The 20,105-nt window shown below is 61.2% G+C and carries 14 protein-coding genes; 13 read left to right on the top strand and 1 reads right to left on the bottom strand.

The window, feature by feature from the left end; genetic code table 11:
- Positions 1-152 precede the first annotated feature (152 nt).
- From E5K00_RS22405 to E5K00_RS22355, 12 genes are all read left to right on the top strand, one after another.
- Entirely contained in the window at positions 153-3,197 is a 3,045-nt protein-coding gene (locus E5K00_RS22405; protein WP_135465534.1) for a M16 family metallopeptidase, read from the top strand.
- Between the two features lie 458 nt (positions 3,198-3,655).
- Positions 3,656-7,045, top strand: a complete 3,390-nt coding sequence (locus E5K00_RS22400) for a DUF4175 family protein (protein ID WP_135465533.1) — start codon at positions 3,656-3,658, stop codon at positions 7,043-7,045.
- A gap of 41 nt (positions 7,046-7,086) precedes the next feature.
- A complete protein-coding gene (locus E5K00_RS22395; protein ID WP_135465532.1) occupies positions 7,087-7,545 on the top strand; it encodes an ATP-binding protein in 459 nt (152 codons plus the stop codon).
- Positions 7,542-8,033: an rRNA maturation RNase YbeY gene (gene ybeY / locus E5K00_RS22390; RefSeq protein ID WP_135465531.1), complete on the top strand. Its 492-nt coding sequence runs from the start codon at positions 7,542-7,544 to the stop codon at positions 8,031-8,033. Before E5K00_RS22395 ends, ybeY begins: the two co-directional genes overlap by 4 nt.
- Before the next feature lie 126 nt (positions 8,034-8,159).
- Positions 8,160-8,888, top strand: a complete 729-nt coding sequence (locus E5K00_RS22385) for a GNAT family N-acetyltransferase (RefSeq protein WP_245328399.1) — start codon at positions 8,160-8,162, stop codon at positions 8,886-8,888.
- Between the two features lie 207 nt (positions 8,889-9,095).
- The gene (mnmG, locus tag E5K00_RS22380; RefSeq protein ID WP_135465530.1) at positions 9,096-10,964 is read left to right on the top strand and encodes a tRNA uridine-5-carboxymethylaminomethyl(34) synthesis enzyme MnmG; all 1,869 of its coding nucleotides are present in this window, start codon (positions 9,096-9,098) and stop codon (positions 10,962-10,964) included.
- A 36-nt stretch (positions 10,965-11,000) separates the two neighbouring features.
- On the top strand, positions 11,001-11,372 hold the full coding sequence (locus tag E5K00_RS22375) for a hypothetical protein (protein ID WP_135465529.1): 372 nt from the start codon (positions 11,001-11,003) through the stop codon (positions 11,370-11,372).
- A gap of 110 nt (positions 11,373-11,482) precedes the next feature.
- Entirely contained in the window at positions 11,483-12,376 is an 894-nt protein-coding gene (locus E5K00_RS22370) for a class I SAM-dependent methyltransferase (RefSeq protein ID WP_135465528.1), read from the top strand.
- 136 nt (positions 12,377-12,512) lie between these two features.
- Positions 12,513-12,686, top strand: coding sequence for a hypothetical protein (locus E5K00_RS22925; RefSeq protein ID WP_167857002.1), 174 nt, complete (start codon positions 12,513-12,515; stop codon positions 12,684-12,686).
- The gene (locus tag E5K00_RS22365; protein WP_135465527.1) at positions 12,670-14,298 is read left to right on the top strand and encodes an Ig-like domain-containing domain; all 1,629 of its coding nucleotides are present in this window, start codon (positions 12,670-12,672) and stop codon (positions 14,296-14,298) included. The genes E5K00_RS22925 and E5K00_RS22365 overlap by 17 nt, the downstream gene beginning before the upstream one ends.
- A gap of 1,230 nt (positions 14,299-15,528) precedes the next feature.
- Positions 15,529-16,020, top strand: coding sequence for a DUF4385 domain-containing protein (locus tag E5K00_RS22360; RefSeq protein ID WP_135465526.1), 492 nt, complete (start codon positions 15,529-15,531; stop codon positions 16,018-16,020).
- 78 nt (positions 16,021-16,098) lie between these two features.
- Positions 16,099-16,584 (top strand): hypothetical protein, encoded by a 486-nt coding sequence (locus E5K00_RS22355; RefSeq protein ID WP_135465525.1) that lies wholly within the window; start codon positions 16,099-16,101, stop codon positions 16,582-16,584.
- A 200-nt stretch (positions 16,585-16,784) separates the two neighbouring features.
- Here the strand turns inward: E5K00_RS22355 and E5K00_RS22350 are convergent, their stop codons facing one another.
- On the bottom strand, positions 16,785-18,185 hold the full coding sequence (locus E5K00_RS22350) for an inorganic phosphate transporter (RefSeq protein ID WP_135465524.1): 1,401 nt from the start codon (positions 18,183-18,185) through the stop codon (positions 16,785-16,787).
- 285 nt (positions 18,186-18,470) lie between these two features.
- Between E5K00_RS22350 and E5K00_RS22345 the strand changes: the two genes are divergently transcribed.
- Entirely contained in the window at positions 18,471-19,994 is a 1,524-nt protein-coding gene (locus E5K00_RS22345; RefSeq protein ID WP_135465523.1) for a glycine--tRNA ligase, read from the top strand.
- Positions 19,995-20,105: the final 111 nt, after the last annotated feature.

The following is a 20,105-nucleotide window of genomic DNA, read 5'->3' as shown; positions in this document are numbered from 1 at the left end:
GCGCCCAACGGAGCCCGCGGCTGCGCTCAAAACGAACTTCCCGGCCCGCCTTGTCCGTTGCAGGCACACCACCGCGCAACGCGTGGCGTTGTGGCCATGTCTGTTGACGGACTACTGAGTACCTTCCCGCTTCCTTCCTGATTTTCCTTTCTATGCGCAAACACTCCCTTTTGCTGCTTGGCCTGGGCGCCGCCCTGGCAACTACCCCGGCTTCGGCCCAGCAGAAAAAACCTACTACGGCCGCCCCGGCGGCTTCGGCTACCGGCACCCGCCTCGTCGAGAAAATTACCCGCAAGCCCGGCGAGCTGGTGATTCCTTACGAGAAGTACGTGCTGCCCAACGGCCTGACGCTCATCGTGACCGAAGACCACTCCGACCCGCTGGTGCATGTGGACGTGACCTACCACGTGGGCTCGGCCCGGGAGCAGATCGGCAAGTCGGGCTTTGCCCACTTTTTCGAGCACATGATGTTTGAGGGCTCCGACCACGCCCCCCAGGGCATGTTCGATAAGGTGATTATCGGCTCGGGCGGCACCAACAACGGCAGCACCACCCGGGACCGGACCAACTACTACGAAACCATTCCGAGCAACCAGCTGGAGCGGGCCCTGTGGCTGGAAGCCGACCGCATGGGCTTCCTGCTCGACGCCGTAACCCAGAAGCGCTTTGAGGTGCAGCGGGCCACGGTGAAAAACGAGCGGGGCCAGAACTACGACAACCGCCCCTACGGCCTGGTGGGCGAGTATACCTCCAAAACCCTGTACCCCTACGGCCACCCCTACAGCTGGCTGACCATCGGCTACCTCGACGACTTGGACCGCTCGGATGTAAATGACTTAAAGCAGTTTTTCCTGCGCTGGTACGGCCCCAATAACGCCACGCTCACGGTGGGCGGCGACGTGAAGCCGGCCGAGGTAGTGGCTATGGCCGAAAAGTACTTTGGGGGCATCAACCGGGGGCCGGCGGTGCAGAACGTGAAGCTGCCCGCGCCCAAGCTCACTCAGGACCGCTACGTGAGCTACCAGGACAACGTGCGCTTCCCGCTGGTGCAGCTCGTGTTTCCCACGGTGCCCCAGAACCACCCCGACGAAACGGCCCTGGATGCGTTGGCCGACATCATCGGGGGCGGCAAAAACTCCCTGCTCTACAAAAACCTGATTAAAACCCAGCGGGCCGTGTCAGCCCAGGCCTACCACCCCACCTCCGAGCTGAGCGGGGAGTTTACCCTTTCGGCCCGGGCCTACCCCGGCAAGGGCCTCGACAGCCTCGACTACCGGGTGCGCCAGACGCTGAGCGAGTTTGAGCGCCGCGGCGTGAAAGACGAGGACTTGCAGCGCTTCAAGGCCAGCCGCGAAGCCGACCTGGTGAGCAGCCTGAGCAGCGTGAGCGGCAAGGTAAGCCGCCTGGCCGCCAACCAGACCTACACCGGCAACCCGAACTATATCACCGTGGAGCTGCAGCGCCTGCGGGCCCTGACCAAGGCCGACGTGCAGCGGGTGTACACCCAGTACATCAAGGGCAAAAAGGCGGTGGTGCTGAGCGTGCTGCCGAAGTCGGCCCCCGGTGCGCCGGCCAAGCCCGATAACTACGCCATTACCAAGGAAGGCTACCAGGCTCCGGCCGACGAGTACAAGAACCTGACCTACGTGAAGGCCAAGGACGGTTTCGACCGGAGCAAAATGCCCGGCGCGGGTGCCAACCCCGTGGTGAAAGTGCCCGCCTTGTGGCAGCAGCAGTTTCAGAACGGCCTGCGCGTGATGGGCAGCCGCAGCACCGAGGTGCCCACCGTGAACCTGCTGCTCACCATCCGCGGCGGCCACCGCCTCGAACAGCTCAACCCCGGCAAGGCCGGCGTGGCGGCCCTCACGGCAGCCATGCTGAACGAAGGCAGCCAGAAATACACCGGCGAGCAGCTCTCCGACGCCCTGGACCGCCTCGGCAGCTCCATTAGCGTGCGGCCCGGCACCGACAATACCCTGGTGGAAGTGCAGAGTCTGACCAAGAACCTGCCCGCCACCCTGGCCTTGCTGGAGGAAATCCTGCTGCGCCCCCGCTTCGACGCGGCCGACTTTGCCCGCGTCAAGAAGCAGACCCTGGAGGCCATTGCCAACCAGAGCACCCAGCCCACGGTCATTGCCGACAAAACCTACAACGCCCTGCTTTACGGTCCCGGCGACATCATGAGCGTGCCCGTGAGCGGCACCACCAGCACGGTGCAAAGCCTGACCCTGGACGACGTAAAGCAGTTCTACCAGCAGTACTACGGCCCCGACCTGTCGCACCTGGTCATCGTGGGCGACGTGGAGCAGAAGGACGTGGTCAGCAAGCTGGGCTTCTTGCAGAGCTGGAACCGCAAGGGCCTGACGCTGCCGGCCGGTAACCCCGGCAAGCAGCCCGACAAAACCCGCATCTACTTCGTCAACAAACCGGATGCGGCTCAGTCGGAAATCCGCATTGGCTACCTGGCCCTGCCTTACGATGCCACCGGGGAATACTACCGGGCGTACCTGGCCAACTACCTGCTCGGCGGCTCGTTTGCCAGCCGCATCAACCACAACCTGCGCGAGGAAAAGGGCTACACCTACGGGGCCTACTCCGGCTTCCGGGGCACGCGCTACGTGGGTCCCTTCACGGCCCAGGCCGGCGTGCGGGCCGACGCCACCACGGCTTCGCTCATCGAGTTCAACAAGGAGCTGAAGGGCTTCACCACCGGCATTTCGGATGACGAATTGCAGCTGCTCCAAACCTCCGTGGGCCAGAGCGACGCGCTGAAGTACGAAACTGGCCAGCAGAAGGCCGCCTTCCTGGCCCGCCTGCTCGAGTACGACCTCACCCCCGACTTCGTGCAGCAGCAGAGCGCCATTCTCAAGGCCCTGAAGAAAGAAGACGTGCAGGCCATTGCCACCAAGTACCTGCCCACCGACAACATGTACATCGTGGTAGTCGGCGACCGGAACAAGGTGTACCCCGGCATCACCACCCTGGGCTACGATATCGTGGAAATGGACGCCGAGGGCAACCGCCTCACCCCCAACGTGCCGGTCACCAGCACCGTGACGGCCACCCCGGCCGCCCCAGCCGCCGCCGCCGACGTGAAGAAAGCCAAGTCCAAAACCAAGGACGCCGACGGCCGCAAGGCCAAGCGCAAGCAGAAAAAGGACGACGACAGCGTTAAAGTGAAGGAAAAGGCCGAGTAGCCGATTTTTCCCTTCTCACAAAAGCCTGGTTCCGACGTGGAGCCGGGCTTTTGTTCTTTATAGAACGATGTAGAGACGCATAATTGCGTCTCAATCGTTGAACGATAGTCGTTGGAATAAACACCATCAGCAACGATTGAGACGCGAATACGCGTCTCTACACCGTTCAAAAGCGCTGACTGGCCTGAACAACATTATTTCAGCGTTCCGAGAAACCGAGGATGGCCCACGAAACCTGTCGCGGGCCACCCGAGAAACTTCGGCAGGTATTCCGGCGGGTTGGGTGGCCTTCCCGCGCCCGGCTGGGCCCCGCTCCGGGCGGCCCGGCTCGGGCGGAACAATTTACCCCTGGCTTGTTGTCGTTTAGCTGCCGGGGCCCGATGCAGCCCCGGCGGCTATATTGCGTATCTTTCCGAGGGGTCTGTGCTGGGCCCTTTTAGTTTCTGGAGAAAGAATCTGTGCCTGTAACGACTACGAATGCGCCGGCCCTGGAGCAGGTTCTGGCGCAACTAAATGCCTTTAAGCGGAAGTTTTACCTGAACCTGCTGGTGCGCGGCGCGCTGGTGGCGGGCGGGCTGCTGCTCACGCTGTTCCTGGTATTCAACACCCTGGAATATTTCCTGTACCTGCCCACCTGGGTGCGGGGCGGGCTGCTGTTCGGCTTCCTGGCCCTGACGGTCTACGCCTTCGTCCACTGGATCTGGCAGCCCCTGGCCGCCCTCACCAACCTGCGCCGCCTGCTCTCTGACGAGCAGGCCGCCCAGCGCGTCGGCGAATTATTCCCCCAGGTGCAGGACAAGCTGCTCAACGCCCTGCAGCTCCAGGGTCAGGCCCGGGAAAACGAGCTGATTGCCGCCAGCCTCGAGCAGCGCGCCGGTCAGCTTACCGGTTTGGAGTTCAGCCAGGGCATCAACATCAAGGCCCAGACCCGGCCGCTGTGGAAGTACGTGGCCGTGCCGGCCGGCATCATGCTGCTGCTCCTGCTCGTGTATCCGGCCCTGTTCGTGCAGGGCACCGACCGGATTTTCCACTACAACCGCGCCTACTCGCCGCCGGCCCCGTTCCGGTTTATCGTCGAGAATAAGGACCTGAAGGCCTTCAAGGGCGAAAACTACGCGCTGGCCGTGACGGTGGAAGGCGAGGCCCTGCCCAACGAAATCAACATCGTGTACGGGGGCCGGGAGCGGCGCCTGAGCAAGCAGAGCGGCAACCGCTACACCTACGAGTTCAAGCAGCTGCAGCGCGACGTGGAGTTTCAGCTTTCGGCCGCCGGCTTCACCTCCGATGATTACGACCTGCTGGTGCGCGAGCGGCCCAACCTGCGCGACTTCGCCGTGCACGTCACCTACCCGACCTACATCGGCAAGCCCGCCGAAACCATCCGCAACACCGGCAACCTGACCGTGCCCGAGGGCAGCACCGTGCGCTGGGAGTTCAGCACCGCCGCCACCGACGAGCTGCAATTGCTCTTCACCAACCCGAACGAAACGGTAACGGCCACCGCGGCGGGGGAGGGGTTTGAAACCTCGCGCCGCATTCTGAAAAGCCAGGAGTACGCCGTGCGCCTGCGCAACGCGGCCAGCCTCAACCGAAACCCAATCCAGTACCAGATTACCGCCATTCCGGACCTGGTGCCGGAAATTACGGTCGAGAGCTTTGCCGATACCACCTCGCTGCGCTACCTGGCCCTGGGCGGCGCGGTGCGCGACGACTACGGCCTGAGCCGCTTGCAGCTCCACTACCGCGTGACGTCCAAGGCCCGCCCGAATGGCGACTACAAGGCCCGCGCCCTGGCCCTGCAAAGCGGCCCCAGCCAGAGCTACGCCTACCAGTGGGACCTGGCCCCACTCAACCTGAAGCCCGGCGACCGGGTGGAATACTTCCTGCAGGTGTGGGACAACGACGGCGTGCACGGCTCTAAGTCGGCCCGGACGCGGGCGGCGGAGTTCCGGCTACCGTCCACCAAGGAGCTGCGGGAGCAGATGAACGCTCAGTCGCAGTCGGTGCAGAACCAGCTGAGCCAGGCGGCCGAGAAGTCGAAGAAGCTGGAGCGGGAAATGGCCAAGACCGAGGACAAGCTCAAAACCAAGCGCAACCTCAACTTCCAGGACAAAAAGCAGCTCCAGGACATGCTCGAGCAAAAGCAGCAGATGGACCAGCAGCTGGCCGACATGAAGAAGATGTTCGAGGAGCTGACCCAGAAGCAGGACCAGCTCGACCCCAAAAGCGAGGAGCTACGTGAAAAAGCCGAGGAGCTTAAGAAGCTCATGGACTCGTTGCTCGACCCCGAAACCAAGAAGCTCTACGACCAGCTGCAGAAGCTGCTGGAAGAGCAGAAGACGCCCGACGCCCAGCTGCAAAAGATGCTGCAGCAGCTCGAAAACAAGGAAAACACTCTGCAGAAAGAGCTGGGGCGCGCCCTGGAGATGTTCAAGCAATTGCAGTTTGAGCAGAAGCTGGAGCAAACCACCGAAAAGCTGGAGCAGCTGGCCCAGGAGCAGGAAAAGCTGGCCGAGCAAACCGAGAAAAACGACAAGGACAACCAGCCGAAAGGCGACTCGAAGCAAGAGCAGCAGCAGAAACAGGAGCAGCTCAAGCAGCAGCAGGCCGACAAGCAGCAGGAGTTCCAGGACGTGAAAAAGGACCTGGAAGACCTCAAGAAGATGGACGAGCAGCTCGACAACCAGAACGGCGCCGACGACCTGAAGCAGGACCAGCAGGACGTGGACCAGCAGCAGCAGGACAGCCAGGAGCAGCTGGGTAAAAACCAGAACAAGAAAGCCAGCCAGAGCCAGAAGCAGGCCGCCCAGAAAATGCAGCAGATGGCCCAGAAGATGAAGCAGCAGCAGGAAGAGGACCAGGACGAGCAGCAGCAGCAGAACATCGACGACCTGCGCGACATCCTCGACAACCTGATTACCCTCAGCTTCGACCAGGAAAACCTGATGAAGCAGTTCCGCCAGGTCGACCAGACCGACCCGCGCTTCGTGCAGCTGGGCCAGAACCAGCGCAAGCTCCGGGACGACGCGGCCATCATCCAGGACTCGTTGTATGCCCTGGCCAAGAAGGTGTTCCAGATCCAGTCGTTCGTAACCCGGGAAGTAGGCGAGATGAACGGGCAGATGGACGAGTCCATGAACCAGATCCGGCAGCGCAACGTGGGCCGGGCCACCAGCAGCCAGCAGCTGGCCATGACCAGCATGAACAACCTGGCCCTGATGCTCAACGACGCCCTGCAACAGATGCAGCAGCAGCAGCGCGAGGGGCAGCAGAGCCAGCAGAGCGGGGGCAAGCCCGGCGGCAAAAAGAAGAAGAAAGGCAGCTCGCCCGGCGAAGGGCAGCTGGGCAAGATGCAGCAGCAACTCAACCAGCAGATTCAGCAGCTCCAGCAGAGCGGCAAAACCGGCCGGGCCCTCTCGGAAGATCTGGCCAAGCTCGCCGCACAGCAGCAAATGCTCCGTGAAGCCCTCAAAGAGCTCGACAAACTGCAGCAGGGCAGCAAGGAGGGCAAAGGCCAGAATGGGGCGGGCGGCACCGGCGAATTGAAGAAATTAATGGAACAAACCGAAACCGACCTCGTAAATAAGCGGCTAACGGAGCAAACCATTCTGCGTCAGCGCCAAATCATGACCCGCTTGCTGGAAGTCGAGAAATCGGCCCGGGAGCGGGACCAGGATGACAAGCGCGAAGCGCAGACCGCACAGAGCCGTCCGCCGGTGTTTCCGCCCGCTTTTGAGAAATATAAGCAGCAGAAAAACAGGCAGACAGAGCTGTTACGGACGGTTCCGCCGGCCCTCACGCCGTACTATCAGCGGGAGGTGAGTGAATATTTTCAGAAAATGAAATAGTGTTCCGCTAATTTTACCGCCCCGCTCCCTTTTACATACCTATGAAACAGGTTAAAATTCAGATTCCTTCGCTCGTTGAAAATATCCGTGTCGTAGAAAGCTTTATCGACAACTCCAAGGATACGTTTCACATTGAGGATGACATTTATGGCAATATCATGGTCGCCGTGACGGAGGCCGTGAACAATGCCATTCGCCACGGCAACAAGTTCGACAAGGACCGCAACGTGTACCTGTCGCTCTACGTGGACAAGGACCGCGTCAAGTTTGAGGTGGAAGACGAGGGTGACGGCTTCGACTACACCGACCTGCTGGACCCCACCGCGCCCGAAAACCTGGAAAACCCCGGCGGGCGGGGCATCTTCCTCATTCGCCACCTGGCCGATGAAGTGGAGTTCACCAAGGACGGCCGCAACGTGCAGCTGACCTTCATGCTGGCCCCCACCGAAGTCGACGAGTCTTCCGAAACCGACACCGTTTCCAGCGAAAACGCGGCATGAACCAGCACCCTCCCGGAACGGAAGATGAAATGAACAGCGGCTTGCCCCAGGACTCGCACGAGTCGCACGGCATCGAGTTTCTGGTCGAGGACGTCGACTTTGAGCTGGCCGAGGCCGAGGCGCTGACCTCGTGGATTGAGCGGATTGCCCAGGTGCACGAGCATAAAATCGTGCAGCTGACGTATATCTTCTGTTCCGACGAGTATCTGCACCGCGTCAACGTCGAGTACCTCGACCACGACACCTACACCGACGTCATCACCTTCGACAACGCCGACGACGCAGACATCATCGAGGGCGACATCTTCATCAGCGTGGAGCGGGTGCGGGAAAATGCCACGCAGCTGGGCGTAACCTTTCACGACGAGCTGCACCGCGTAATGATTCACGGCGTGCTGCACCTGCTGGGCTACGCCGACAAAGACCTGCTGAGCCAGACGGCCATGCGCAAGAAAGAGGACTACTGCCTCTCACTGCGCGCTTTCTAGGCGCTCAGAACCATATTTTATAGAAAACGCCCGCTCCACTGCGGGCGTTTTTTGTTTATTGTCATGTTATATGCTGCCACGCCCGGCCAAACCGTAGCGTGACGGTCCGTTGCCGGTTAGTTTTCTATGTCTGCTACCCCTTCGCACAACCTGATTATTCCCGGCTACGCCCTCGATTATTACCTGAGCCAGGGCTACTACCGCATGCACCAGGACCTGTTTACCTGCCGCGTGCTGCCCATTGATGGTGGCCTCTACAGCGTGCATTGGCTGCGCTTGGTGCTGGCCGACGTGCAGGATGGCCCCGAGCAGCGCCGCCTGCGGCGCCTCAACGAGCGGTTTTCCGTGACTCTGCGCCAGTTTCGCCTGACCCCGGAGCTGGAAGAGCTGTACGCGGCTTACCGTGGCTCCATCAGCTTCGACGCGCCGCCCACGGTGGAGTCGTTTATCCTGGCCGGCTCCGACCACAACGTGTTCAGCACCGGCGTGGTGGAAGTGCGCGACGGCAGCCGCCTGATTGCGGCCGGCATTTTCGACAGCGGGGCCCGCAGCCTGGCCGGCATCATGAACTTCTACCACCCCGACTACCGCAAGTACAGCCTGGGCAAGTACCTGATGCTGCTCAAGATAGACCACGCCCGCCGGCAGCAGTACACTTATTACTACCCCGGCTACCTGGTGCACAATTACCCAAAATTCGACTACAAGCTGTTTGCCTGCCCGGCGGCCACCGAGGTATTCGACGCGCTGAACAGCTGCTGGCTGCCCTTTTCCCGGGAGGTTGTAGCGCGGCAATCCGTTGAGCTGCTGGCCACCTGGCAGGACGATGACCCGATGGCTGAACTGGACGGATAAAGCAGCAACTGCGCAAAAAACAGGATTCCTGCCTATCTTTGCGCACGTTCTGAGCACGTTGCGTTAGGCTACTCGGCCAAAAGCTAAAGAACCGCACGCTGTTTCCCGGGAAACGGGGGCGGTTTTTTCGGTTTTTACGCCAACGGCACAAAACGGCCTTCTGCGCTGTTCATCCGAACAGTCCTCAGCTTTCAATCCCCCACTGCCATGTTTCAGCAGGAAGAATACGATGTTATTGTAGTAGGTGCCGGCCACGCTGGCTGCGAAGCCGCCGCCGCTGCCGCCAACCTGGGCTCCAAGGTCCTGCTGGTCACGATGAACATGAACACCATTGCCCAGATGTCGTGCAATCCGGCCATGGGTGGGGTGGCCAAGGGCCAGATCGTGCGCGAAGTCGACGCTCTGGGCGGGCAGTCGGGCATCATCACCGACAAAACCATGATTCAGTTCCGAATGCTGAACCGCTCGAAAGGCCCCGCCATGTGGAGCCCCCGGGCCCAGAGTGACCGGATGCGTTTTGCCGAAGAGTGGCGCAACACGCTGGAGCAAACCCCGAACGTGGACTTCTGGCAGGAGTCGGTAACCGGCATCGTGGTGGAAAACGACACGGTGGTGGGCGTCAAAACCCAGCTCGGCATCGAGTTCCGGGGCAAGTCGGTAGTCTTGACCAACGGCACGTTCCTCAACGGCCTGATTCACATCGGGGAGAAAAACTTCGGCGGGGGCCGCGCGGCCGAGAAGAAAAGCACCGGCATCACCGAGCAGCTGCTGGAGCTGGGCTTCGAGACGGGCCGCATGAAAACCGGCACCCCGCCCCGCGTGGACGGCCGCAGCCTCGACTATTCCAAGATGGAAGAGCAGGCCGGCGACGAGGTGCCCAGCAAGTTCAGCTACCTCGACACGCCCGCCTTGGTTAAGCAGCGCCCGTGCTACATCACCTACACCAACCAGGAGGTGCACGACATCCTGCGCGAGGGGTTTGAGAAGTCGCCGATGTTCCAGGGCCGCATCAAGGGCCTGGGGCCGCGCTACTGCCCGAGCGTGGAGGACAAAATCAACCGCTTCGCCGACAAGGACCGCCACCAGATTTTCGTGGAGCCCGAGGGCAGCAGCACCGTGGAAATGTACATCAACGGCTTTAGCAGCTCCCTGCCCGAAGACGTGCAGTACCGCGCCCTGCGCAAGATTGCCGGCTTCGAGAATGCCAAGATGTTCCGCCCCGGCTACGCCATCGAGTACGACTTCTTCCCGCCCACCCAGCTCAACCTGACCCTGGAAACCAAGCGGGTGAAAAACCTATACTTCGCCGGCCAGATCAACGGTACCACGGGCTACGAGGAAGCCGCCTGCCAGGGCCTGATGGCCGGTATCAACGCCCACAACCGGGTGCACGGCAAAGAGCCGTTCATCCTGAAGCGGAGCGAGGCCTACATCGGCGTGCTCATCGACGACCTCGTCAACAAAGGCACCGACGAGCCCTACCGCATGTTCACGAGCCGGGCCGAATACCGTATCCTGCTGCGCCAGGACAACGCCGACCTGCGCCTCACGCCCCTGGGCCACGCCCTGGGCCTGGCCTCGGATGAGCGGATGGAGCGGGTGCAGCGCAAGCAGCAGGAAACGGCCGACGTGGTAAAGCTGCTGAAAAACTTTGCCATCGAGCCCGCGGAAATCAACGGCTTGCTGGAGGAGCTGGGCTCGGCCACGCTGCACGAGCGGACCCGGGCCGTGAACCTGCTGCGCCGCCCCAACCTGGAGCTGGAGCACCTCACGCGCACCTTGCCCGCCCTCACGCTGGCCCTGGGCCAGTACCAGCCCGACAGCCTGGAGCAGGCCATTATTGCCATCAAGTACGAGTCTTACATAGAGAAGGAAAACCAGCAGGCCGCCCGCGTGGCCGAGCTGGAAAACTTCGTGATTCAGGGCCGCCTCGACTATAAGCAAATGCCGGCCCTCTCGCACGAGGCCCGCGAAAAGCTGCTCAAGGTGCAGCCCGAAACGCTGGGCCAGGCCTCGCGCATCAGCGGCGTGTCGCCGGCCGACGTGTCGGTGCTGATGGTGTATCTGGGGCGGTAGGGCAGGGCCGCGTTGGTACTGCGCAAACGCTACGTTGTGTTTCTGCAATTGCTGGCCAGCCTTATAGGTGTGGGGCAGTTGCTGGCGGTACTGCTGCCGGAGCGGCTCCATTTTCTCTTTCGGCACCCCGATGTTCTTCAGCTAAGCTGGTACGCGGCCATTCTCGTGTTGCTGGCCAGCTTTGCCATCGGTTTTTTGCTAGTGCTGCAGAGTCTGTGGCGGCGGCAGCTGGGGCCGGCGCTGAAATGGCTTTTGGTGGCGCTGTCGGGCTTGGGATCAGGCCTTTTCTTCTGGAGCGCCACTATGTTTCTGCTAATGGGCTCCATGGGCGACCCAGGCCCGGCGGAAGCCGCTCGGATGGAAGCCCGGGAGCAACTGGTGGCCGACAGCCTCGCGCGCCGGCCGTAATCCGGGCGGCTACCTTAGTATAGCTTCAAAAGCCTATTTTTGCTAGTACAACACCAACGGCAGCCTGACTTGTATCAGGCTGCTGCGTTTATAGTCTGAACTTCCGCCCTGTGTCCTACGAACGATTAGAATCCTGCCCGGTCTGCGGCAAAAGCGAGTTTCGCAACAAGCTGGTAGTCGAGGATAAGTCGGTGAGCAAGGAAAGCTTTGCCATCGTGCAGTGCCAGAACTGCACCTTCCAGTTTACCAACCCGCGCCCCGGCGTCGAGGCCATCGGGCGCTACTACGAGTCGGACGACTACGTGTCGCACAACAGCACGGCCACCGGCGTCATCAACCAGGCCTACAAAGTCGCGCGGTTTTTCACGATGCGCCGCAAGGTGGCCCTGCTCAACAAGCTGGCCCCGCGCAAGGGCAAGGTGCTGGACTACGGCTGCGGCACGGGGCACTTTCTGGCCGCGGCCCGCTCCAACGGCTGGCAGGTGGCCGGCGTGGAGCCCAACGCCCGCGCCCAGCAGGAAGCCACCGAGCGGGTGGGGCAGCCCATCGGCAACGAAAGCCTGGTCACGTTCGAGTCCGGCACGTTCGACGCCATTACCCTCTGGCACGTGCTGGAACACGTTCATACCCTGAACGAAACCCTGCAGCAGCTCGTGCGCTTGTTGAAGCAGGATGGCGTGCTCATCATTGCCGTGCCCAACGTGGACAGCCTCGATGCCCAGCACTACCGCCAGGACTGGGCCGCCTACGACGTGCCGCGCCACCTCTACCACTTCAGCCCCAAAACCATGAAGCTGCTGCTCAAGAAGCACAAGCTCACGGTGCCCGAAACCCTGCCCATGCCGCTCGACGCGTACTACGTGAGCATGCTCAGCGAGAAGCACCGGGCCGAGCGGGGCGGCGGGCTGATGAACGTGCTCAAGGCCGGCTACAAGTCGAATAAGTACGCCGAGGAACACGAAGGCCTCTACTCGAGCGTTATCTACGTAGCCCGTAAACGCTAACGCCATGCGCCCAGCCTCGCTGCTTCTGCTGGGTTGGCTACTGCTCGGGGCGGCGGGGGCCCGGGCCGGTAGGGTAGGGGAGGGGCCAAGCGCTTCGCCGCCAGCAGCTTCCGTTTTGGCGCGGCCGCCGCTTCTGTTGCCCGATACCAGCCGCAAGCCCCTGGTGCCCGACTCGGTCGTAGCCGACGCCGGGCCCGTGGTGCCGGCCGAAGACGAGAAGCCCACGCGCAAAACCAGTATCCGCATCGTCGTCGCCATTGCTTTCCTTACCGCTCTCACGCTTCTGCTCTACAATGTCCGTTCGCGCTAATCTGCTTTTCCTGCTTTCCGGCGCGGCCGCTCTCAGTGGGTGCGCCGCCATCAGCTCGCCCGAGGGTGGCCCGCGCGACGTGACGCCGCCCAAGCTGGTCAGTACCTCCCCCGAAAATGGCGCCCTGAACGTGAAGCAGCAAACCGTGCGCATGGTGTTTTCGGAAAGCGTGCAGCTCAAGGACCTCAGCAAAAACCTGATTGTGGCGCCCGTGCTGGGCGAGGCCGACGAGTACAAAATCAAGGAAGAGCGCAACGCCATTTCCCTGGTGTTCGAAAAGCCCTTCCAGCCCAACACCACCTACACCTTCAACTTCCGCGAGGCCGTTACCGACATCACCGAAAATCTGCCGGCCCAGAACGTGCAGGTGACCTTCACCACCGGTGCCCGCCTCGACTCGGGCTCGGTGCGGGGCACCGTAACGCAGCTGCTCAGCGGCACGCCGGCGCCCGAGGTGGCCGTGCTGCTGTACCCCGAGGCCGACACGGCCCACATCCGCCGCAACAAGCCCTACTACCTGGGCCGCACCGATAAGTCGGGGGCCTTTGCCCTGCAGTACCTGAAGGTGGGCCGCTACCGCATCTTTGCCCTGGCCGATAAAAACCAGAGTGGCCGCTACGAGGAAGGCGAGCAGATTGCCTACCTGCCCGACCTGGTCACGGTGCGCCCGGGCCTCGACTCGCTGCGCCTGGTGCTGGTGCGCCCCGACGCGCGGCGGCCCATTATTTCCAGCCAGCAGGGCACGCCCACGCAGTTCAGGGTTTCCTACGGCGAAGGGCTGCGCCAGGCCAGCCTCGCGGCCGTAGATGCCCAGACGCCGGCCGGGGCCCTCAACGAAGCCGTGCTGCTCGGCGACCGGGGCCGCAGCGTGACGCTGTTTCGCACGCCGGCCCTGCCCGAGGGCCGCTACGTGCTGGCCGCCACCGACAGCGTGGGCAACACCGGCCGCGACACCATCAACGTGAAGTTTCCGGGTACCGTAGCAGCCGGGGCGCGGCGCACGGCCGGCTACAGCGTGGTCGGCAACCTGCGCGAAGTATACCGCCAGGGCCAGGTCAAATTTCAGTTTGTGGAGCCCCTGCGGGCCTTTCCTAAGCAGCCCATCGGCACCCTGCTCGAAGACTCGACCACCCGCAAGCCCATCCGGGTGCCCCAGGAGGCGACGCTCAGCCCCGACCGGACGCTGCTGACCGTGAACCTGAATACCAAGGCCAAGAAGTCCGTCACCCTGATTCTGGACTCGACGGCCGTCGTGGCCGTGGGCGGGCAGCGGCTGGGCCTGAAGCCTCTGCGCCTGGGGTTGTCGGAACAGTCGCCGGTGGGCAGCGTGGCCGGGACTATCCAAACCAAGTACACCAAGTACCTGCTGCAGCTGCTCGACCCCGCCGGGCAGGTAGCCGCCGTGCTGGAAAATCCGCGCAACACGTTCCGGTTCGACAACCTGCTGCCGGGCACCTACCGCCTGCGGGTGCTGATTGATGCCGATGCCAACGGCACCTGGCGCGGCGGTGACCCGAAGTTCATCGTGCCGGCCGAGCCGGTGTACCTGGCTCCCCAACCCATTCAGGTGCGGGCCAACTGGGAAATAGAAGACGTGAAGCTGTCCTTCTAACCAGGCCCGGCCGCTAGGCGACCACACAACCGCGCCCCCGCTGACCATACGTGTCGGCGGGGGCGCGTTGCGTGTAGGGGCTGGCAAGACGCACAGCCCACGCGAGGCTGGCTGTCGGGTGCCCTTTGCTGCATGAAACCGGCGTGCCTTCAGCCGTGGTGGGGTACTTGCATACCTCCCGTTAGCCACCCGGAGCCGTCCGGCGCCGCGACGGGCACTGAGGCCTTTCCTGGCCGGGGCAGCATGAGCTGAAAACTCGTTTTACAAGCTATCCACATTAGGGGCTTTCAGAATCAGGAGTCTACGTGCTTTCCACATTTTTTTCCACAGCTCTATGTAGCTAAAGCGCTATGTAAGAGGAAATCTGTGGATAATGCTGGGGAAACGTGGGGATAACCCGTGGAGAAGTTGCGGATAAGTTTTTTTGCCCGTTCCCGGCGCAGCACAGAGGCCGATATCCACACCGGCAACGTGGATAAGGGTGGATAACTTTCCCCGAAAAATGCTCTAATCCACACTGGGCAAAACCTGTGAATTGTGGATTCGTGGATAACGCTGTGAATTGTGAATAATGAAAGTAAAGTTTTGAAAAACTGCTACTTAGTATCCACACCCCCTGTTGATAGACGGTGTATAAACCGAATCTTGTACACAAGTTATCAGCTCTGTGTATAACTATATTTTCTTATCCACTTATAAACACCCCTAACGACTGGGGACAAAGAGAAATCTTTTAAAAAATTTAATTCAAAAGTTATTAACCCTGTGGATAAGCGGCCGGGCTTCCAAAAAAAGCTGACCGGGCGTTTCGCACAGCTCGGGCAGGAGGGAGCGGGTTCTGGGCCCGGCTCCTCTCCTGTCCGGCGTGCTTTCACTGAGTACCCTGGTTCCTCGCCTCGAAGTGGATGAAGCATCACGTGTGCTAGCGGGTGGACAGCGGGGAGGTGAGAGGGTAAGTCAAACGTAAGAGAAGCCGTTCGGCACCCCTAATCTATTACACCAACCGGCCGTTGGGCGGTACCACTCCCCTGTTACAGGCTGCCATTACCGGTGCCAGCCGGTCTGGCTCCGGGCTGTTTGCGCCTTGGCAAGAGTAATAAGCTGATGATCAAGCCGAAGTCGGTCAAGGTTATGCACTTTTCCACAGGCCAGGGTGTGGAAAAGTGGCGCTGCTGGTCCGCGCCCGGCATTTGCGCGTATATAGGTTTCCCCCACCGCCCCGCTCCTGCCATGCCCTTCGATTATACGCTCGACTTCCGGACCACCGATTTTCGCCGGCACCCCGAGCTGTACCGCGTGGGCAAGGGCGAGCAGGGCGTGCTGCTGGTCGAACCCTATAAGTCGGAGATACTGCCGCACTGGCGCTTTCGCACGCCGGAGGTGGCCCGCGAGTCGTCGGAGCAGATCTACCAACTGTTTCTCGACTACCTGAAAGCCGACGACTTCGTGGGGGCCGACATGGCCCGCAAGTTTATCCAGATGGGCTTTACGCGGGCCCGGCGCTACGCCAACCACCGCGGGGGCAAGAAGTACGACGGGCCCGTGCCGGCCGACAAGAAAGGGCAGAGCGGTGCCCACGGTCGGGCTGAGCTGCCCCGCTCCCCCGAAGACCCCGAAAAGGCGGCCGCTGCGGCCATCTTCAAGGCCAAATGGGACGAGGCCAAGCACCACCCCGAGTACGTGCGGCAGCGGGCCGAATTTGAGGCCCGCTACGGCAAGTGAGCCTTGAATACCTACCTTTAAAACCGGATTCCGAAATTCATCAGAATTCACCCAACCAACCACCGAAACCAATCAGCCATGCAAACCTCCCAACCACAACACAGCAGCACCGAGGAAAACGAAATCGTGCTGGGCACCGGCATGGGCCCGCTGAAATTCGGCGCTACCCAGGACGAAGTGCGCGCCCTGATGGGTGAGCCCGAGGAAATCGAAGAGTCGGAGGATGACGACGAGTTTGAGCACCAGGCCTGGAACTACCTGGAGGAAGGCTACTCCCTGTACTTCGACCGGGAAGACGACTTCCGCCTGAGCTGCATCGAAACCGACCACCCCGGTCTGCGCATTTTCGGCCAGCCCATCCACGGCAAATCCGTGGACGAGATTCAGGAGCTGATGCGCCAGAACGGCCTGGAGTCGACGGAGGTGGAGCGCATGGATACCGGCGAAACCCGCCTCTCCTACGAAAAGGAAATGATTGACCTTTACTTTGATGAGGACCAGCTGCAGTTCGTCAACTTCGGCGTCTTTATCAGCGACGACCTGGAAGTGCAGTGGCCCAGCTAGCACCAGAGTTATCCACAAAATTCAGGCTTTTTAGTGTTGATAAGTTGATAAGTCGCTAATAACCCGCCGTTTTAGTGGATAAACCCAGGGCGTTTGGCTAATTCCACTAGCTGGCACGGCCCTTACAAAAACTTCCGGCAATAAAAAAGCCGACCCACTGCGGGTCGGCTTTTTTTGTATAATTCAGAGAGAGTCTGGCGCTACAGCAGCGCGCGGAACAGCAGAAACAGCCCGCCCGACAGGAACATCGTCACGGGCAGGGTGAGCACCCAGGCCAGGGCAATGTTGCGCACCATCTGGGGGTTCAGGTTCTTGATGCCGCGGTTGGCGACCATCGAGCCGGCAATGGCCGACGACAGCACGTGGGTAGTGGAAGAGGGCAGGCCGTAGGCCGTGGATACCCCAATCATGGTGGCGGCTACCAGCTCCGAGGACGCGCCCTGGGCGTACGTCAGGTGCTCTTTGCCGATCCGCTCCCCGATGGTTTTCACGATGCGCTGCCAGCCAATCATGGTGCCTAACCCCAACGACAGCGACACGATGAGCAGCACCCAGGACGGCGCGTAGTCGGTGAAGGTTTTCATGTTCTTGATGGCGTCGTCGTAGGTGGCACGGTCGGCGGTGCTCAGGCTTACCTTGTCGCTGCCGAGCAGGGCCTTGGCGCGGTTGGCCGTCAGCAGGATGCCTTTACGGATCTGGAAGCGCGCATCCTGGGGCAAGTCCTGCACGTTGGTTTTGCCGGCGAAAATGGCGTCCAGGCCGTCGGTCTGGGCCTTGATTTCGACCAGGGCTTTCTGGTCGGCGGGGCTCAGCTCGGCCGGATTCACCTTGCTCATCACCTGCTCAATCTTGAGCAGGGAGTCGCGCATGTCCAGGGGGTTCTTGGTGTGGTCGAGGGCGAAATAGGTGGGCACGATGCCGATGAGAATCAGCATAATCAGGCCCACGCCTTTCTGCCCGTCGTTGGAGCCGTGGAAAAAGCTCACCAGCGTGCAGGTCGCAATCAGGATCAGGCGAATCCAGACGGGTGGGGGCTTGCGCTTGTGCGGTTCCCGGAAGATGGCCTTGGTCTTGACGAAGCGCTTAAGCAGAAACATCATAATGATGGTCAGCGAGAAGCCGAACAGCGGACCAATGAGCAGGGCCAGGCCGGTTTCGCCGGCTTTGCTCCAGTTGACGGCCGAGTTCTGCGAGTCGGGCAGGAAGCTGAAGGCAATGCCCACCCCGAGGATGGAGCCAATCAGGGCGTGCGACGAGGACGAGGGCAGGCCGTAGTACCAGGTGCCCACGTTCCAGATGATGGCCCCGATGATGAGGGCGCCCACCATGGCAATGCCGTGGTACACGTTCTGATCCACGAGGCTTTCGACGGGCAGCAGGTAGACGATGCCCATGGCCACGCTGATGCCGCCGGCAAACACGCCGATGAAGTTCCAGAAAGCCGACCACACCACCGCTACCCAGGGCCGCAGGGCGTTGGTGTAAATCACGGTAGCCACGGCGTTGGCCGTATCGTGGAAACCGTTGACGAATTCGAAGGCGCAAGCTGCTATCAGACAGGCCAGTAGCAGCAGAAGCACATGAGGCTCTAAGCCAAACATAAAAGGGGAATTAATGGGAAATCGGTTTTCATCGTTCCAAAGGTAGAGGGACCTTTAGGCGGGGCAAGATTATGAAATTGTTACGCCAAAGTAGTGCCCCGCGCATTTGCTTGCGCTTAACGCAGGAACCGATTCGGGGTTGGGCCCGGGCTTAATCTGTTGAGAGAGAAGCCCGCAGCCGGGGCCAGGGGCAGAAAATAGTGGGTTTTCCTGCAAGCCATTCTGCCGCGGCTCCGGTGGTTTCTGCTACTTTTGCCCACTTCTACTGTATCAGAGTACCTGCATATGAGCAACGCCCCGCAGAAACCGGCCGCCCCTACCACCGAAGGCACCCTGGCCGAAATCGTGTCGCACGCCAAGGAATATGGCTTCGTGTTTCCTTCCTCCGAAATCTACGACGGCCTGGCCGCCGTGTACGACTACGGCCCCAACGGCGTGGAGCTGAAAAACAACCTCAAGCAGCTCTGGTGGAAGGCCATGACCCAGCTCAACCAGAACGTGGTGGGCATCGACGCGGCCATCTTCATGCACCCGCTCACCTGGAAAGCCTCCGGCCACGTCGACGGCTTTTCGGACCCCATGATTGACAACCTCGACAGCAAGAAGCGCTACCGCGCCGACGTGCTGCTCGAAGACAAGGCCGCCGAATACGAAAAGAACGGCGAAATAGCCCGGGCCGAAACCCTGCTGGCCGAAATGGGCCGCCTGCTCACGGCCGAGGACCTGGCCGGCGTCAAGCAGCTCATCATCGACGAGAAAATCCTGTGCCCGATCAGCAAGACCGGCAACTGGACCGACGTGCGCCAGTTCAACCTGATGTTCTCGACCCAGATGGGCGCCGTGGCCGAGGGCTCGAACGAAATCTACCTGCGTCCCGAAACGGCCCAGGGCATCTTCGTCAACTTCCTGAACGTGCAGAAGTCGGCACGGCAGAAGGTGCCGTTTGGCATTGCCCAGATCGGCAAAGCTTTCCGCAACGAGATTGTCGCCCGGCAGTTCATCTTCCGCATGCGGGAGTTTGAGCAGATGGAAATGCAGTTCTTCGTGCGCCCTGGCACCGAGGAGCAGTGGTACCAGCACTGGAAAGCCGCCCGCCGCCGTTGGCACGAGGTCATGGGCCTGCCCGCCGACAAGCTCCGCTTCCACGACCACGAGAAGCTGGCCCACTACGCCAAAGCGGCCGTGGATATCGAGTACGAATTCCCCTTCGGCTTCAAGGAAATCGAGGGTATCCACTCCCGCTCCGACTTCGATTTGACCCAGCACCAGCTGTACAGCAAGAAGAAGCAAAACTACTTCGACGCGGACATTGACCCCGCGACTGGCAAGGCCTACGGCAACTACGTGCCCTTCGTGGTAGAAACCTCGGTGGGGGCCGACCGGCTGTTCCTGGCCACGCTCTGCAATGCCTACACCGAGGAAACCATTACCGAGGGCGAAGGCGAGCAGCAGACCACCAAAACGCGCACTTTCCTGAAGCTGCACCCAGCTGTGGCGCCGGTGAAGGCCGCCATTTTCCCGCTGGTGAAAAAGGACGGTATGCCCGAAAAGGCCAACGAAATCTTCAACTCCCTGCGCCACGACTTCCGCATCATCATTGAGGAGAAAGACGCCATCGGCAAGCGCTACACCCGTCAGGACCTCATCGGCACGCCCTTCTGCATCGTGGTCGACGGCCAGACCCTGGAGGACGACACCGTGACCGTGCGCCACCGCGACTCGCGCGAGCAGACCCGCATGCCCATCAGTGAGCTGCGCGCCTACATTGGCGAGGCCGTGAGCTTCTCCCGGATTTTCGAGAAGCTGTAAGCTCCACCTGGCTGTCATCCTGAATGCAGCGAAGCGGAATGAAGGACCTTATCACGTCAGAACGAGCGTTTCTCAACGACTTGTTCCGGCATGATAAGGTCCTTCGCGTTG

The organism is Hymenobacter aquaticus, from assembly GCF_004765605.1.
Taxonomy (GTDB): domain Bacteria; phylum Bacteroidota; class Bacteroidia; order Cytophagales; family Hymenobacteraceae; genus Hymenobacter; species Hymenobacter aquaticus.
Note: the sequence above shows the minus strand (reverse complement) of the source record. Positions and strands in the feature narration are given on the sequence as shown.

What these genes read in the sequence shown, in the direction of transcription:
- E5K00_RS22385 (WP_245328399.1), top strand. Translation starts at nt 8,160, where the DNA reads ATGTCTGCTACCCCTTCGCACAACCTGATTATTCCCGGCTACGCCCTC.
- E5K00_RS22365 (WP_135465527.1), top strand. Translation starts at nt 12,670, where the DNA reads ATGTCCGTTCGCGCTAATCTGCTTTTCCTGCTTTCCGGCGCGGCCGCT.
- E5K00_RS22355 (WP_135465525.1), top strand. Translation starts at nt 16,099, where the DNA reads ATGCAAACCTCCCAACCACAACACAGCAGCACCGAGGAAAACGAAATC.
- ybeY (WP_135465531.1), top strand. Translation starts at nt 7,542, where the DNA reads ATGAACCAGCACCCTCCCGGAACGGAAGATGAAATGAACAGCGGCTTG.
- E5K00_RS22395 (WP_135465532.1), top strand. Translation starts at nt 7,087, where the DNA reads ATGAAACAGGTTAAAATTCAGATTCCTTCGCTCGTTGAAAATATCCGT.
- E5K00_RS22405 (WP_135465534.1), top strand. Translation starts at nt 153, where the DNA reads ATGCGCAAACACTCCCTTTTGCTGCTTGGCCTGGGCGCCGCCCTGGCA.
- E5K00_RS22350 (WP_135465524.1), bottom strand. Translation starts at nt 18,185, where the DNA reads ATGTTTGGCTTAGAGCCTCATGTGCTTCTGCTGCTACTGGCCTGTCTG.
- E5K00_RS22345 (WP_135465523.1), top strand. Translation starts at nt 18,471, where the DNA reads ATGAGCAACGCCCCGCAGAAACCGGCCGCCCCTACCACCGAAGGCACC.
- mnmG (WP_135465530.1), top strand. Translation starts at nt 9,096, where the DNA reads ATGTTTCAGCAGGAAGAATACGATGTTATTGTAGTAGGTGCCGGCCAC.
- E5K00_RS22360 (WP_135465526.1), top strand. Translation starts at nt 15,529, where the DNA reads ATGCCCTTCGATTATACGCTCGACTTCCGGACCACCGATTTTCGCCGG.